Here is a 16,440-nt window from a genome sequence, read left to right on the forward strand (position 1 = left end):
ATTATTTCTTAAATTGTATAAAAAACGTAGTTCCTTTTCCTTCCTCGCTTTCTACCCATATCTTTCCATCGTACACATCAACAATTTTTTTCACGATAGACAATCCAATTCCAGTAGAATCTTTATGATTACCTAAGGATTCAAAAACTTGAAAGATTTTTTCATGATACTCTTTAGGAATTCCGACACCATTATCTTCTACCATAAAAATATGATGCTTTCTCTTTTCCTTATATTTGATATTAACATAAGCTACATCTTTATCAGAGTAATTAACAGCATTACTAATTAAGTTTTGAAAAAGTTGTTGAATTCTTACTTTATCAGCCCGGATTAGTGGTAGATTTTCATCGATATTTATACTTACATGCTTTGGCACAAATATCAACTTTTTGATATCCTGAATTAATTCATACATATCAACTTTCTCAAGATCTTCAGATTTTTCTTTAATACTTGAATAATTTAATATGTCATTAATCAAACTCTCCATTTTTTGAACCACCTCTTGTATTAAGTCAATATTTTTCGCACCATCCCTATCTAGCTTATCTCCATAATCTTCTTTCAGCCAACTTGTAAGCGCAGATATACTTCTTAAAGGAGATTTCAAATCATGAGAAACAATATGAGCATATTCCTCCAGTTCAACATTTCTTCTTTCTAGAGTTTTTAAAAGCGCTTCTTTTTGAGATTCCAGTTTTTTAATATTAGTTATATCCAAAATAATTCCAATAGAACCAGTCATTTCACCTCGAACACTATAACTTGGAGCTGCGCTCACCAGTAATATCTTTTCTTCATTTGCATTATTAATAAACTTAAATTCATAGGAACCTGTTTTACCTTCTCTTCTATCATTATTACGCTGTTGTATTAAATCTTTAATACGTTCTCTTTTAAATAAACCTCGTAAACTCTTACCTAAAATTTCTTCCTCGTCTAAACTTGTCATTTTAACAAAACTCTTATTTGCCGACAAAATTTTACCTTCATTACTTAACTCAACTAAACCTAATTTAAGATTTGCTATAATATTGCTATACCTCTTTTTCTGAGCCTCCAAGTTCTTTCGGTAACTTCTAGATAAAGTAACATCTCTGTACGTCCAAAGGTGACCTTTATATTCGAGATTTTGAGAAATAGGTGCATAATCTCTTTCTATAATCCTACCATCTTTTAATCGTAGTTCATCCCCAAGGATTACTTTTTTATCTTTTATAAGTTTATTGATTCGATATTCTAATTTATCAGGCTGTTCAAAATACTTTTTAATTTCTTTAAATAAATTTCCACAATCCTTACCTATGAGACTTTCAATTGGAACCGAGATTCCAAACATGTTACAAAACTTCTTATTAACTATAGAGATTTCTCTTTTTTCGTTTTCTAATAGCACAGCACTATCTAAATTAGATATTAAAGAAGATAATCTGTTTTCAGATTCTATTAACTTCTCTTTATCAATTTTATTCTCTGTTATATCTTCAACAATTGCTACTTGAAAATTTACTTTGCCTTCGGAGTTTTTTACAGAATTCACGATAGTTTTTGCCCATAGAATTTCACCATCTCTTCGAATGTATCGTTTTTCCATATTAAAACTATCTATTTTTCCAGATTCTAAATGATCTCGATATCTGCGAGAAATCACTCTGTCATCTGGATGAGTAAACTGATCTACCTTCACATTTTGGAGTTCCTCCATTGAATACCCCAACATGTCGCCTATAGCTTTATTAATTAGCAGAAAATCATCATCTTTTTCTTTGGATAAAACAATACCCACAGGAGAATTATTGAAAATAATATCTAATTGCTTCTTTTGTTGTTCTAACAACTCTTGGACTTCAATTTCCTGACTTACATCTCTTGCAATCCCTTGGACTCCAATAATACTATTATCCTTATTTCGAACTAAACTACAGTTTACCTCAAGGATTTTCTCAATATTTCCATTTGCAATTATTCGAGATCTATACTTAGAGTACTTTCCAAACTTCATCAGCTTTCTAAATGCTTCTTGGGTATATTCATAATCGTCAGAATGAACAAGCTTTAAGAGATTTAAGGGATTATTTTCATCATAAGTATATCCGAATAATCCTTGTGCGATGCTATTCATCTTTAACACATTTCCGAACAAATCGATTAACACAAATGCATCGTTAAGATTCTCATAAACGCCTCTAAACTCAGATTCCTTGCGAAGAAAGCTCTCCTCCAACTCGACACATTTTTGCTCGGCTAGTTTTCTTGCAATTCGCTCCTCCTCTAAAGCTTTCTTTAAACTTAGAAATTCATTCTCGTTCATAAACTTTAGTTTTAGAATTTTTTTAAATTCTACCTTGATAAATAATGTATGTTGTGAAATGAAAGAATTTACAAGTTTAAATACTAATGGTAAAGCAAAAATTTTTATTGACAGCTTAAGTTTAAACCGTAATCAATTCATTAACGCTCCAGTAAGATAATAATTTTATTAGTTTATTTTTATAATCTTCATATTTTAATGGCTTTACGAGGTAGCCGGCAATGCCAATTTTATAGCATTCGAAGATATCTTTATAATTATTTGATGTAGTTAAAACTATTGTAGGTATATATTTCAACACATCGTCATTCTTTAAAATTCTTAAAAATTCAATGCCATTTACTTTAGGCATATTAAGATCTAAAAGAATAATACTCGGAAGGTTTTCTTTTTTATATAAATGATTTAAAGCTTCTTCTCCATTGTGAGCCTCTATTACATTGTGTTTTAAATCCATCTTGGATAGGATCCGATTGAATTTCATGACTTCAATCTGATCATCTTCAATTAACATGATCGTTAATACATTTTGCATTCCTAAGTTTATTTAATCCCTACATGCAATTTAAGATAATTTAATGAAAAGATTACATTCTTTAGGTTAACCTATGTTATTAAACGATAAAAAAACAATAAGTATAGATGAGTTGATGTAAAATAAGGTTTAACTGTCAAAATACAATTTTATCTAGTCATCATAAAACCAAAATATTATCCTTTTATTAGCTCCTCTAAGGAACTCTATTTCCTTTCTAAGGAGCAACTTTAAAGTCTACCAACATAAAAGCTCCCTCCACTCTCATATAAACTATACTTAATGAACACATAAGTATAAAAATCTGCGTAAAACGCGCTTTCTAATTTTTAATAGAACACCCTATTTATTTACCCCTTTTTGTACAAAAAGTCTTTTATTTTCAGTTTATAATATTAGTTTTCAATTTATGTCATCTATAAAACCACATTAACCTATGAATTTAACAAAAATAGAAACAGTGAATTTTATTGACCTTCATTCAATTATTTCCAAAAATCTAATAGTTTCTTCCTTTAATATTTTTCAAATAAGTCGAACTTCTGATTGTAAAAACAAAACAAACTCCTTTCTCTCCATCAGGTCGATCTGTTAAGGAAATATCACCACCCAACCTTGAAACTATTGATTTTACCGTTGCTAGACCAATTCCAGTACTTTGATAATTATCATTTTCTAAAGTTTCAAATATTAAGAATATTTTATCTCGATATGCTTGCAAAATTCCGGGACCATTATCCATGTATACGAACTTCAAAAACTCATCTGTTTTGCTAAATTTAATTACTACATTACATTGACTTTCGTCACAAAACTTATGAGAATTCGTTAAAAGATTTTGAAAAATTTGGATAAAGGATATTTTAGAATGTGTGATGGTCTGAGTTATATCTGAAAAGTTTAACTTTATCTTATTTTCTAAATCACAATTTTTCAAGATATCAGCGAACATGGATTTCAAATTAAACTTCTCAAAATTTAAATCAATATTTGTAACCTTAGTATACTGTAATAATTGCTCAATCATTGACTCCATGTAAATTGTTTTAGAAGAAATCAAATCAATCAACTCCATTACTTTATAATTACTCGATTCCTCAAAATCTTCTTTTATAAATTCAGCCAAAGAATTAATTCCTCGAATCGGAGTTTTTAAATCATGTGTTAATCGATATGCAAAATGACTTAGCTCATCATTTAATCTTGTAATCTCCTTATTTGCCTGTTCTAAAATATCATTTTTCTTTCTTAATTCTAACAATCTCATGACTTGTTGCGACAAAGCTTTTAACGACTCCTTTTGTCCTTCCGACAGAGATTTTCGAGGCTTATTATCAATTACACACAAAGTTCCTATCGGATAACCTTCATTGGTATTTAAAGGAGCTCCTGCGTAAAAAATCACACCTGGATCATTTTTTGTTAAAGGATTATCACGGAAACGTTCATCTTTAGTTGCGTCAGGAACAATAAATAAACTATCAGGCTCCAAAATACTATGAGCACAAAAAGCGAGATCTCTAGAGGTTTCTGTTACCTCAATGCCATAAGCAGACTTAAACCACTGTCTATCTGGATCTATTAGAGAAACCAGTGCTATTGGGGCATCACATATTTGAGCAGCAATTTTAGTGATATTATCATAAGCCTCTTCAGGTAAAGTATCCAGGATATTAAAACTTTTTAGAGCTTCAATTCTTTTTTCTTCATTTTGAGGTAAAGGCGCTTTTTTCATAAGTTATTTTTTTGAAAGAATGACAAACAATAGAGGATTATATTAATTCTACGAAACAATATAAAAAGGGCTCTGCCATTCAAGAATCGATGTTAAATATAAATATAACCTAATCAACCGAATGAAAGAAATTTTATTTTTCATTTGGAAAAATGAAGAAAGCACTTGGTAAAACTACTTTTTGTATTCCTCAAATTCACAGAAAATAAGAATATGTTCTAATGATGGATAATAGAATAATGTGAAGAACTATAATTAAAACACAAAAGCCTTACTAAAAACCAATAAGACCTATTCTGATAACGACAGTAATTAAACTTGTGTCTTTCTGACAAGAAGGCAATTCATGAAGAATCTTTACTATTTTAGCGTTTTAATTTGAAATTTATAATGACTCAAAAATTACGTCCAATAATGCTAGTTGGAACTGGCTCTGATGTAGGTAAAAGTATGTTAGTAACTGGTATTTGTCGCATTTTAAGACAAAAAGGATTTACTCCTGCTCCATTTAAAGCACAAAATATGTCCTTAAATAGTTTTGTAACTAAAGATGGATTAGAAATTGGACGAGCACAAGCAGTACAAGCAGAAGCTGCAAAAATTTCATGTACTACAGAAATGAATCCCGTTCTACTAAAACCTTCAGGAGCAAACAAATCTCAGGTCATTTTAAACGGAAAACCAATCGGAGATCAAACTGCTCGTTCCTATTTTTTAGGGAATAACAAACAAGAACTTTTTAAAGAAGTTAAAAAAGCCTTTAATAATCTTCAGGAACAATTTAATCCAATAGTTTTAGAAGGAGCCGGAAGTATTAGCGAATTAAATTTAAAACATCGGGACATTGTAAATATGCGTATGGCTAAGTATGCGAATGCTGATGTTTATCTTGTTGCAGATATTGATCGTGGAGGTGTTTTTGCAAGTGTTTATGGCAGCATTGAATTACTTGATGAAGATGAAAGAAAATTAATTAAAGGAATCATTATTAATAAATTTAGAGGTGACATTTCTTTATTTGAAGAAGGAAAACAAATGATTGAAGAACTTACTAATGTTCCAGTATTAGGAGTTATTCCTTTTACCAAGGATATATACATTGAAGAGGAAGATTCTTTAGCCCTAGACACTAAAAATAAAGCTTTCAATTCTGGAAAAATTAATATTGCTGTAATATTACTACCGTTTATTTCTAATTTTACTGATTTTAACAGACTAGAAAAAGATGAACGAGTGCATTTATTTTACACTCGAAATCCAGAAGACCTTAAAAAAGCAGAAATTATTATTATTCCAGGGAGTAAAAATACAATTTCTGATATGCAATTTTTACGAAATGCTGGGATCGCTAAAGAAATCTTGAATGCATATGAACGTAAGAAAAAAATTATAGGTATCTGTGGTGGATTTCAAATGTTGGGACGTTCAATCTCTGATCCACATCATGTTGAAAATAAAATCCAAACCATACCTGGCTTAGGAATTATACCCGCTGACACAACAATGGCTTCAGAAAAAACAACATTACAGTGTAATTTTAAATTCAAAGAATACCCTAATATTTGTACTGGTTATGAGATTCATATGGGAATTACTACTTTTGATTATCAACAAAAATTAAACACTCTTAATGGTAATTTAGAAGGATATTTTGATGAAAATTGTTGGGGAACTTACATTCATGGAATCTTTGATAATAGCATAGTTATTAATGACCTTTTGAGTAATTTTAGCATTAAACAAAACACAACAACTTTCGATTACCAAAAATATAAGGAAGATAATTATGATAAGCTTGCCATTCATTTAGAATCGAATTTAGACATAGATTATATTATCCGTCAAATGCATTCGTAGTTTTTAATATATGATAGAATACGGCCACGGAGACGATACGCATAAGTTTAATGGAATTGATTTTAAAGCAAACTTCAGTTCTAATGTATTTAATTTAGGCGCTCATACAGAGCTTAAAGAACATTTAAGAAAACAACTAGATTTAATAGAAAGTTATCCTGCTCCCAGCAGTGAAGATTTTATTGAACTACTTAGTAAACATCATAATACTTCCAATCAAAATTGCCTGGTAACTAACGGAGCAACTGAAGCTTTTTATTTAATTACCAATGCTTTTTACGGAAGTAATACTACCATTTGCACGCCTTCTTTTTCTGAATATGAACAAGCCGGAAAAGCTAATAATTTACAGTTAGAGTTTATTGAGCGTAAATCTATTCTCCAACATAAATTCACTGCAAAACTCGCTTTTATTTGTAACCCTAACAATCCTGATGGTTTTGAAAATACTAGTGAAGAAATTGCTACTATAGCAACATTATATCCTAATACCTATTTTGTAATCGACGAAGCATATACTGAATTTACAAGCAATTCTATATCTTGTATTGACTTGCTAAAAGAATATCAAAATATTATTCTTGTAAAATCGTTAACAAAACTATTTGGCATTCCAGGTTTACGATTAGGATATATACTGAGTTCCTCATCTATTATTAATAAACTTTTACAACATAAAATGCCTTGGAATGTAAATAGTCTTGCTTTACAAGCTGGTCAATTCATTTTTAAAAACTATAACAAAATTCTACCTGATTTTGAATCGTATTTTTATGATGCAAAAATATTACAAAATGAGATAGACAAACTGGATGACTTTGAAGTAATTCCTACAAATACAAGCTATTTTTTAATTCGTTTATCTCAACCAAAAGCTTCAGAATTAAAATCATATCTAATCAATTGTCATCAACTATTGATACGAAACGCTTCAAACTTTAGGTCTTTAGATGAGCACTATATAAGAATTGCCAGTCAAACTCCGGAAAAAAACACCTTATTAATTAAAGCTTTATGCTCATGGAACAGTTAATGTTTTTAATTCCTTTAATTATTGCTTATATATTAGATTTAATTTTAGGTGATCCTAGATGGTTACCACATCCCATTCGTTTATTTGGAAATTTAATTGCATTTGGAGAACGAAAATTGAACCAAGGTCAATCTCGATTTTCAAAAGGTATGTTATTAACTTTAATACTTACTTCAGGTACATTTCTTTCATTTTACCTTATAGAATTTCTATTAAAACCGTATCCTATTGTATATATAATAGTTCATAGTATATTTTTATTCTATGCCATTGCTAATAAGAGTTTGATTGAAGAAGGAAAAGCTGTTTTTGATGAATTAGCTAAAGGAATTACACAAGGGAGAAAAAGGTTGTCGTGGATTGTAGGAAGAGATACTTCTCAATTGAATGAACAACAAATTAAAAAAGCTGTTTTTGAAACTTTATCCGAAAACTTAAGTGATGGTGTAATTGCTCCTCTATTTTTTTATATAATACTTGGAGTCCCTGGCGCTATGTTGTATAAAATGGTTAATACCTTAGACTCCATGATAGGTTATAAAAATGAACGTTATTTTTACTTTGGAAAATTTGCTGCGAAACTGGATGATGTCTTTAATTATATTCCATCAAGAATAACAGCGATAATTATGCTCTTTATTTCAGGAAAAATGAAATATACACTTAGTGTTTTTAAAGAAGGGAAAAAGCATACAAGTCCAAATGCAGGATATCCTGAAGCAGCATTAGCCTATATTATAAAATCCAAATTTGGAGGTCCAAATTATTATCACGGTAGACTTGTACAAAAACCATTTATAGGAATATATGATCGTAAAATTGAGGATAACGATTTTTATACAGTATCAAGAATAAATCAATTTACTACTTTTTTCTTTATTAGTATAACTGGGGTCTTTTGCTACCTTTGTTGGTGATATATGAAAAGATACATTATTACAGGAGCACCAAGCACTGGTAAGACGACACTTATTAATAGGTTACAGAAAAACGATCACACTGTTTTTGAGGAAGTATCTCGAAAAATTATAATTTCTGAACAGAAAAAAAACAGTAATAAAACTCCTTGGGAAGATGTTTTTGGTTTTACAAATCTTGTTTACCAACAAACTATTAAAGAATTGAGTACACCTATTTTTAAACATGCTTTTGTAGATCGAGGTTTGGCTGATAACATTGCCTATTTATTATTAAAAAAACAACCTGTTTCTGATGACTTTTTAGATTTTAATTATCACAAATTTTATCATAAAACAGTCTTATTCTGTCCACTTTGGAAGGAAATATATACTCAAGACGAACAAAGATTACAGACTTTTGGAGAAGCAAAAGAATTAGAACAGTTATTGTTAAAAACTTACATTAGTTTAGGATTTAAAATTTTAGAAATACCAAAAACAACAGTTGAAAAACGTGTAGAATTTATTAACACTTTGTTAAATTAAAAAGCATTATTTTTACACTGGATTAAGGTTTTTTATGAAAATAAAAATTAAAAGGGAATTTGGTGTAAATCCAAAACTGTTCCCGCAACTGTAAAGTTCGTTTAAAAAAAGATCAAGATGCCACTGCTTAATAAACCAATTAGGTGGGAAGGCGATGTTTTTAGAACTGAGTCAGGAGACCTGCCAAAATTCATTAAATAATCAATAACTCTCGGGTAAAGAGTTGGAAAATTATAAACTACACATTACGTAGCGTTTTCTACAAATTACCTGCCTAAAATTCTTTTTTAATAATGAAAAGATTAGTATTGCGCAGTGTATTTTTATCATCTCAAAATCGAAAGACTGATAATTATACTAAAAACAACATATTCTCATATTGTCAAAATCAAAAAATTGAATAAAATATGGGTAAAGATGTATCAAAAGCTACAACTACTTTCTTATTTTGTGATGGTGGTTCGTGTAAAAAAGCGAAAAGTGAAATGGCTGTTCGTGAAGCCAGAGCACATCTAAGAAATGGAGGACTTTGGGATAAAACTCACAGTATTAGAACTCGATGTAATGGTCGTTGTGAAGACGCTCCAACTTGGATCGTACAACCTGGAAATTACTGGTATAAAAACGTAACTCCAGAAAAAGCTGTTGAAATTATCGATACTCATATCAATGAAAATAAACATATCGATTCATATCTTTTGTATAAAGATGGAGATGAAGTAATGGATTCAGAAAATGAAAGAACTGTCAAACCAATTGTTTTTAAGGAGAAAGATGATAAAGATTATGGAAATGCATTAGTAGCTCGTTCTCCCGCTTCAGATCAATTTCTATACCCACTATTTAAAAAACTTTTTGAAACACCATCTAATATTCAAGTAAATTTTCCAAATGAAAATCAGAAAATAATCACACAATCGCATCAGGTTACTTATACCGACGATTTTGATATTGTTGTAGAAGGACCAGAAACATATTTAATATTAGCCATTGGTCCGATTACTAAAGTAATGGAAAATGATGTTACTCAAGAAATTAAAGATAGAAAAGTTGGTGTTGCAGAAGTTATCTGGAAGCAAGAAGACACTGATTACATTGCTCATATTCGTTTAAAGAATAGGAAAGGAAAATTTTTAGTATCATTGGGAATTCCAAAAAATAATAATACACTTTGGGAATATATTCTTAGTATTTACCTAAGTATGGATAGTAAAAAACCTAAAATAGTTTTACCTGTTGAACAATAAACAAATTAGCATATTAGGATGTGGATGGCTTGGTTTGCCTCTAGCTGAATATTTAATGGATAGAGATTATAGAGTAAAAGGCTCAACAACATCACATTCAAAAGAAGAAACACTTAAGGAACGTAATATTATTCCTTTCGTGTTTAAGTTAGGTGAATCCTATGAGAAAACTTTAGTGACTGAATTCTTTTCAGACAGTGAAGTAGTTATCATCAATTTTCCCCCTAAACGTATTCCTAATATTTTCAATGTGTACCAAGAACAAATAAAAGAAATATTACCATATATAAAACCAGAACAAAAAGTAATTTTTGTTAGTTCTACTTCTGTATACCAAAACACAAACGATTGGGTTACTGAAACCATAGAAAACAAACCTGAAAAAGAATCAGGGAAAGCAGTTTTAGCTGTTGAACAACTTTTACAAGCACATGTGAGAAATAATCTTACCATTCTTCGTTTAGCTGGATTGATTGGTTATGATAGAGTCCCAGGACGTTTTTTAGCAAAGAAAAAAGAAGTTGCAAATGGTAAAGCTCCGATCAATGTAATCCATCAAGATGATTGTATCGGATTAATCAATGCTATTATTTCTGAAAATGCTTGGGGAACTATAATTAATGGTTGTGCTGATGAGCATCCGTTACGAGAAACTTTTTATACTTTGGCTGCTGAAAAAGAGGGATTAATTCCTCCTGAATTTAAAGCTTTTGACCGTATTGAGTTTAAAAAGATATCAAACACGAAAAGTAAAATGTTACTAAAGTATAACTATAAATATCCAGATCCTTTAATTCTTGTTTCGTAAATGCAGAAGATAACTATTATAGGTGCAGGTCCTGGAGACCCAGAATTACTAACAGTAAAAGCTTATAAACTGATTAAAAATGCTGATGTTATTTTACATGACAACTTAGTTTCTTCAAATATTTTAGATTTAAATATTGCTGCTGAGAAAATATATGTAGGTCGAAAATTTGGAGATCAATCAGATCAAATTAGTAGACAAGATCGTATTAATCAATTGTTACACGAATATTATTTAAAGGGCAAAAAAGTAATACGATTAAAATCAGGCGATCCTTATATTTATGGGAGAGCTGCTGAAGAAGCTCGATACTTAGTAAAACATGAATTACCGTTTGAAGTAGTTCCTGGAATTACCGCTTCAATTGCAGCTGCAAACACATTAAATATCCCTATAACAGAACGAAATCATTCAAATGCAATGCTCATTTGTACTGCTCATACTGCTGATTATTCTTTTGAACAACTCAACGGAATTGCACATATGCTAAAAGCAGGAAATACGATTTCTATTTATATGGGATTAAAAAGTTTACATAGAATTATTCCAAAACTTTTAGAAGTTTGTAAAGATGAGACGATTCCAGTAAACGCTATTTCAAACGTATCAAGAGAAAATCAACAAATTATTACAGGTACTTTGGCTAATATAGAAAGCAAAATAGCCGATAGTGCTATTCCAATGCCTGTAGTTTTTATTATTGGAGCTACTCCAATCCATTAAAACAAAACCAATGAAAGAAGGAATTTTATTATGCGGGCATGGTTCTAGACGAGCGGCTGCTGTTACATCGTTTAAAAGATTAGTTACCGTTTTAAAAGAACGTTATGAAGACAAATACGAAGTTGATTATGGTTTCTTAGAGTTTAACCACCCAACTTATGAAGCAGCTGTTGAACGAATGTATTTAAATGGAGTTCGAAAAATATATGCTTTACCTGTAATTTTGTTTGCTGGATCGCATGCTAAAAATGATATTCCTTTTGAATTAAACACCTTACAAACTTACCACGATGACCTAACTATTTCAATGGCAAAACATATTGGTGTGAGCTCTTTTTTATTGGATTTAGCCGTGAAACGAATCACAGAAACTGAAGCAAAACTTACTCCTTTAGATAGAAAAGAAACATGTTTAATTGTGGTAGGTAGAGGCACAACAGATCCTGATGCGAATAGTGATGTTGCTAAATTAATGAATATGCTTTGGGAAGGTTTAGGCTTTGGTTTTGCCACTGTTGGTTACAGCGGAACTGCTTATCCGAATGTAAAAGAGAGTTTAGAATTGGTAAATAAATTAGGATTTAAACGTACCATTATCATCCCGTTTTTCTTCTTTACCGGTGTATTATTGGAACGTATTTACGGAGCAGTTGCCGCCATGCATGAAAAGTCTGAACATGAATACATTTATACCGATCCTTTTGGGACTGATGAATTAATTTTAAAAGCTTTTGATGAGCGTTTAGATGAGGCTAAAAATGGTATGGCTAATATGAATTGCCAGATGTGTAAATACCGAAAGCAAGTTGTTGGTTTTGAAGAATATTTAGGTCAAGAGCAAATGGGACACCATTTAAATGTTAAAGGTGTTTTATTTGAAGAAGATGAAAAACCCGGAGAAACGAAAGGAGGTATCAGTAATACAATTAAAAAGATTTTAGGAATTTAAATGAGAATCTAATGGATTAATACTCTTGGATTAGCCTATTTTATATTACTCCACAATTCCTTCTCCTTCAAGGTATAGATCTTCTAGTTGTTGTTTAATTTCGCTTGAAGGTTCTTGCCACATACCACGTTGAATTGCTTCTAGCAAACGCTCGCTCATATCTTTTAACGCCCACGGATTGTTGTCTTTAATGAAGGTTCTATTTTTTTTATCTAGCAAATAACGCTCTGTGATACCTTCATACATAAAATCATCAATCAAGTTTGTAGTTGCATCATAAGCGAACAAATAATCTAAAGTTGCCGCCATTTCAAAAGCTCCCTTATACCCATGGCGCTGCACACCAGCAATCCATTTTGGATTTATCACCCTTGATCGATATACTTTTAACAACTCTTCTTTTAATGTTTTTACTTTTGGCGTTTCTGGCCTTGAATGATCTCCGAAATATACTTCAGCTTCACTTCCCTTTACGGTAGCAACAGCATTTGCTAGTCCGCCTTGGAATTGATAATAATCATCACTATCTAAAATATCATGTTCTCTATTATCCTGATTATGCATTACTATTTGCATCGCTTGCAACCTGTTTGTAAATGATTCGTGTGCTGAAACACCTTTCTTAGAATTTCCATAAGCATAACCACTCCAATTAATATATACTTTGGCTAAATCTTCTTGTGTTTCCCAATTTTTCTCATCAATCACAGCTTGTAAACCTGCGCCGTAGGCGCCTGGTTTAGATCCGAAAACTCGATATAAAGCGCGTTGTTTAGCTTCTTCCTCAACTAAACCTTTTGCTTTCCAATCGTTAGATTCTTCTACAAATCGTTTACGAATCGGGTTTTCCTCTAAAGATTCATCTAACTCAGCAACTCTAGCTACAGCAGTATTGAATAAATTAACTACATCTGGGAAAGCATCTCTAAAAAAACCAGAAATACGTAATGTAACATCTACTCTTGGACGTTGTAATTTAAGTAATGGAATAACTTCAAAATCGCTTACTCTTCTATTAGCATTCTTCCAAATTGGTTTTACACCCATTAAAGCAAAGGCTTGAGCAATATCATCTCCTCCAGTTCGCATTGTAGAGGTTCCCCAAACAGAAATTCCAATTGTTTCGGGATAATCTCCATGTTCTTGGATATAACGATCTATTATTAGTTTTGCACTTTTTTCACCTAAACGAAAAGCAGTTTCGGTAGGAATTGTTCGAACATCAACTGAATAAAAATTACGACCTGTTGGTAATAAATCTACACGTCCTCTTGTTGGAGCTCCTGACGGACCAGAAGGAATATACGCTCCATTCAATCCTTCTAATAAATTTGTAATTTCTTCAGTTGTGTTGTGTACAGCAACTAAGGTTTTATGTTTTATGATTGCTAAAACTTCATTTAGTTTAGGGTATGTTTCAGATAAAATATTTGCATCTAAAAATTGTATCAGTTGTTGTTTTGCTATAAACTCTAATTGCTCAACAACTTGACCTACAGTTTTGCATTTTTTTTCACCAATCTTTATCTCTAATTTTTCAGCATAATCTAATGCTAAAATATTTTGTTCTATTCCAAGATCTTCGGCTAAAACTTGTGTTATTCCTTTCTGCTCGTAAGTTGGCATTCTGTGTAAAGCAATTAATAAATCAATTAATTGTTCATCAACTGGAGCTTTTCCGAAAATATGCAATCCATCACGAATTTGTGCTTCTTTCAATTCACATAAATATCCATCTAATTTTACCAAAAGTTCATCTACATCATCCGAAGTAATTCCTAAATCAACATTCAGTTTAGTTTCTTTAACCAAATTGGCAATTTCGTTCTCTAAAGCTTTTGATCGTTTCGGATCTAAATTTGAAGCTTCATAATATTCATCAACTAAATGCTCTAGTTTCATTAAACTCCCGTAACTTTCAGCTCTTGTCATCGGTGGAATTAAATGATCTATAATTACAGCTTGATTTCTTCGTTTTGCTTGAGTTCCTTCTCCCGGGTCATTGATGATAAATGGATAAAAATGCGGTAACGCATCGAATAACATCGCTGGAAAACAAGTTTTAGGATCTAAAGACACACTTTTTCCTGGCAACCATTCTAAGTTTCCATGTTTTCCTAAATGAATCACAGCATCTGCTTGATATGTATCTTGTAACCAGAAATAATAGGCTAAATATTGATATGTTGGAGCTAAATCTGGAGAATGATAAATTGCTTGAGGATCTTGATTATAACCTCTGGAAGGCTGAATACTTATAAAAATATTTCCTAATAAAAATCCGGAAACGATAAAACCTCCTTCTGTAAAATAAGGATCATTATCTGGAGTTCCCCATTGTTCAATTATCTTTTCTTGTAATGTTTTTGAAACATTAGCGAATCGTTTTTTAAAATCTGATAAACCATATATAATTGCGTGAGGACGAGTTTGTGTTGTGCTAATATCATTGGTTGTAACCTGGGTAATCCAATGCATTAACTCTGTTCCAGATTGTGGTAATTGTTCTCCTAAATTATAATTCGCTTCTTGTAATGCATTTAATAGAACGGTACAACTTGCAGGTGTATCTAACCCTACTCCGTTAGCCAATCGACTATCCTTATTGGGATAGTTAGGTAATATAACAGCTACTCGTTTTTCTCCATTTTTCTTTTCTTGTAATTTAATCCAGTTCTTTGCCAATCGCGCCATAAATTCACAAGCTGGTTTGTGAGCTTCATATTTTACGATTGTACTATCGGTAATTTCATCTTTTTGAACCTCTTTTTTAAAAGATACTGCTCTACCTATAATTCTTCCATCAATTTCTGGTAAAGCTACATTCATAGCAATATCAGTAGGTGGAAGACCAAACATACCTTCTTCCCAAACTGTTTTATTTGTAGTAGAAAAAATGGCTTGTAAAACAGGAATTCCTAATCTATCAAATATAAAATCTGTAGTATCAGAAGATTTAATTGTAAATCCTGTTGTATTAATTATGGCTGATATTTTTCTAGTGCCTGAATTCGTCATTAGTTTTTCAAGATTAAACAAGGTATCAGTATCTCTCAGATTATTCGCAAAAGCCACAACAGGCTGTATTCCTTGATTTAATAAAGATTGGCTTAAAACTTCTAAAGGTTCTAAGTTATTGGCCAAGAAATGAGTTCTATATGCTAATAAAATTGTTATTGGTTGGCTATGAGCTAAACTTAAATCTAATTCCTCTTGTGTGACAATTCCGTTGTCAAATGTATATAAGAATAAGTCCTCTACTTGTTCAGCTGTAACTACCTCAACAGTTTGATTGAAAAAGTTCTTACGGATATAATTTAAAAAGTTAATTGCGTTTGCTTTTCCTCCTTGTTGTAAATATTGTCTACAATGATGCACCGTTTGTATTGGTACAGAAGACAACTTCATCAATTCGTAATCGGGCTCATGAGCGGGAATAAAAAGTAACACACAATTGGTTTTTTCTTGTAGTTCAACTAACGATTCAACCAAATATTTATAATAACTTATTCCTCCTAAGAGACTGCAAACAATAACTTTCGCTTTTTCTAAAACATCTTCTACATAATTATCTATAGTCAATTCTTGTTTTAGATATACCAAATTGGTCATACGTAAACTTGGCAGTGTATCACTTTCTTCGGCATAAAGTGTTTTATAAGCTTCATTTACCGTATGTATTTCGGTATCACCTGCACTTAAAAAAACAATATCTCCTGGTTTTTGTTCAATGTAAAAAACTCCGTCATCGTCTGGATTCCAACCTCCAGGTATTGTTGCTATTAAATGCATAA

At 31.2% G+C, this 16,440-nt stretch carries 12 protein-coding genes and 1 riboswitch; of the genes, 8 read left to right on the forward strand and 4 right to left on the reverse strand.

The annotated features are described in order from the left end of the window. Window position 1 precedes the first annotated feature (1 nt). The 3 genes from BTO06_RS10120 to BTO06_RS10130 all read right to left on the reverse strand — a co-directional run bounded on the left by BTO06_RS10120 (window position 2) and on the right by BTO06_RS10130 (window position 4,584). The gene (locus BTO06_RS10120) at window positions 2–2,314 is read right to left on the reverse strand and encodes a PAS domain-containing sensor histidine kinase (protein ID WP_100925191.1); all 2,313 of its coding nucleotides are present in this window, start codon (window positions 2,312–2,314) and stop codon (window positions 2–4) included. 121 nt (window positions 2,315–2,435) lie between these two features. Further along, complete coding sequence (locus BTO06_RS10125; RefSeq protein ID WP_100925192.1) at window positions 2,436–2,849, reverse strand: response regulator; 414 nt, start codon at window positions 2,847–2,849, stop codon at window positions 2,436–2,438. Between the two features lie 499 nt (window positions 2,850–3,348). Beyond that, complete coding sequence (locus tag BTO06_RS10130) at window positions 3,349–4,584, reverse strand: sensor histidine kinase (RefSeq protein ID WP_100925193.1); 1,236 nt, start codon at window positions 4,582–4,584, stop codon at window positions 3,349–3,351. A gap of 390 nt (window positions 4,585–4,974) precedes the next feature. Between BTO06_RS10130 and BTO06_RS10135 the strand changes: the two genes are divergently transcribed. The 8 genes from BTO06_RS10135 to BTO06_RS10170 all read left to right on the forward strand — a co-directional run bounded on the left by BTO06_RS10135 (window position 4,975) and on the right by BTO06_RS10170 (window position 12,646). After that, a complete protein-coding gene (locus tag BTO06_RS10135) occupies window positions 4,975–6,441 on the forward strand; it encodes a cobyric acid synthase (protein ID WP_100925194.1) in 1,467 nt (488 codons plus the stop codon). A 10-nt stretch (window positions 6,442–6,451) separates the two neighbouring features. Continuing rightward, window positions 6,452–7,474 carry a pyridoxal phosphate-dependent aminotransferase gene (locus BTO06_RS10140; RefSeq protein ID WP_100925195.1) on the forward strand — a complete coding sequence of 341 codons (1,023 nt, stop codon included), beginning with the start codon at window positions 6,452–6,454 and terminating at the stop codon, window positions 7,472–7,474. Next, entirely contained in the window at window positions 7,462–8,391 is a 930-nt protein-coding gene (cbiB, locus tag BTO06_RS10145; protein WP_232731442.1) for an adenosylcobinamide-phosphate synthase CbiB, read from the forward strand. The genes BTO06_RS10140 and cbiB overlap by 13 nt, the downstream gene beginning before the upstream one ends. 3 nt (window positions 8,392–8,394) lie before the next feature. Further along, window positions 8,395–8,919 carry an AAA family ATPase gene (locus BTO06_RS10150; protein ID WP_100925197.1) on the forward strand — a complete coding sequence of 175 codons (525 nt, stop codon included), beginning with the start codon at window positions 8,395–8,397 and terminating at the stop codon, window positions 8,917–8,919. Between the two features lie 8 nt (window positions 8,920–8,927). Continuing rightward, window positions 8,928–9,121, forward strand: a riboswitch (cobalamin riboswitch). Window positions 9,122–9,326: 205 nt separating this feature from the next. Then, on the forward strand, window positions 9,327–10,166 hold the full coding sequence (locus BTO06_RS10155; protein ID WP_100925198.1) for a (2Fe-2S) ferredoxin domain-containing protein: 840 nt from the start codon (window positions 9,327–9,329) through the stop codon (window positions 10,164–10,166). Next, the gene (locus BTO06_RS10160) at window positions 10,156–10,974 is read left to right on the forward strand and encodes an NAD(P)-binding domain-containing protein (RefSeq protein WP_100925199.1); all 819 of its coding nucleotides are present in this window, start codon (window positions 10,156–10,158) and stop codon (window positions 10,972–10,974) included. The genes BTO06_RS10155 and BTO06_RS10160 overlap by 11 nt, the downstream gene beginning before the upstream one ends. Further along, window positions 10,975–11,697: a uroporphyrinogen-III C-methyltransferase gene (gene cobA, locus BTO06_RS10165; RefSeq protein WP_100925200.1), complete on the forward strand. Its 723-nt coding sequence runs from the start codon at window positions 10,975–10,977 to the stop codon at window positions 11,695–11,697. It abuts the gene before it with no gap. A 10-nt stretch (window positions 11,698–11,707) separates the two neighbouring features. Then, window positions 11,708–12,646, forward strand: coding sequence for a sirohydrochlorin chelatase (locus BTO06_RS10170; RefSeq protein WP_100925201.1), 939 nt, complete (start codon window positions 11,708–11,710; stop codon window positions 12,644–12,646). Between the two features lie 45 nt (window positions 12,647–12,691). Here BTO06_RS10170 and cobN read toward each other — a convergent pair whose 3' ends face one another. Continuing rightward, window positions 12,692–16,438, reverse strand: coding sequence for a cobaltochelatase subunit CobN (gene cobN, locus BTO06_RS10175; RefSeq protein WP_100925202.1), 3,747 nt, complete (start codon window positions 16,436–16,438; stop codon window positions 12,692–12,694). Between the last annotated feature and the right edge of the window lie 2 nt (window positions 16,439–16,440).

It is taken from the genome of Tenacibaculum sp. SZ-18, from assembly GCF_002813915.1.
Taxonomy (GTDB): domain Bacteria; phylum Bacteroidota; class Bacteroidia; order Flavobacteriales; family Flavobacteriaceae; genus Polaribacter.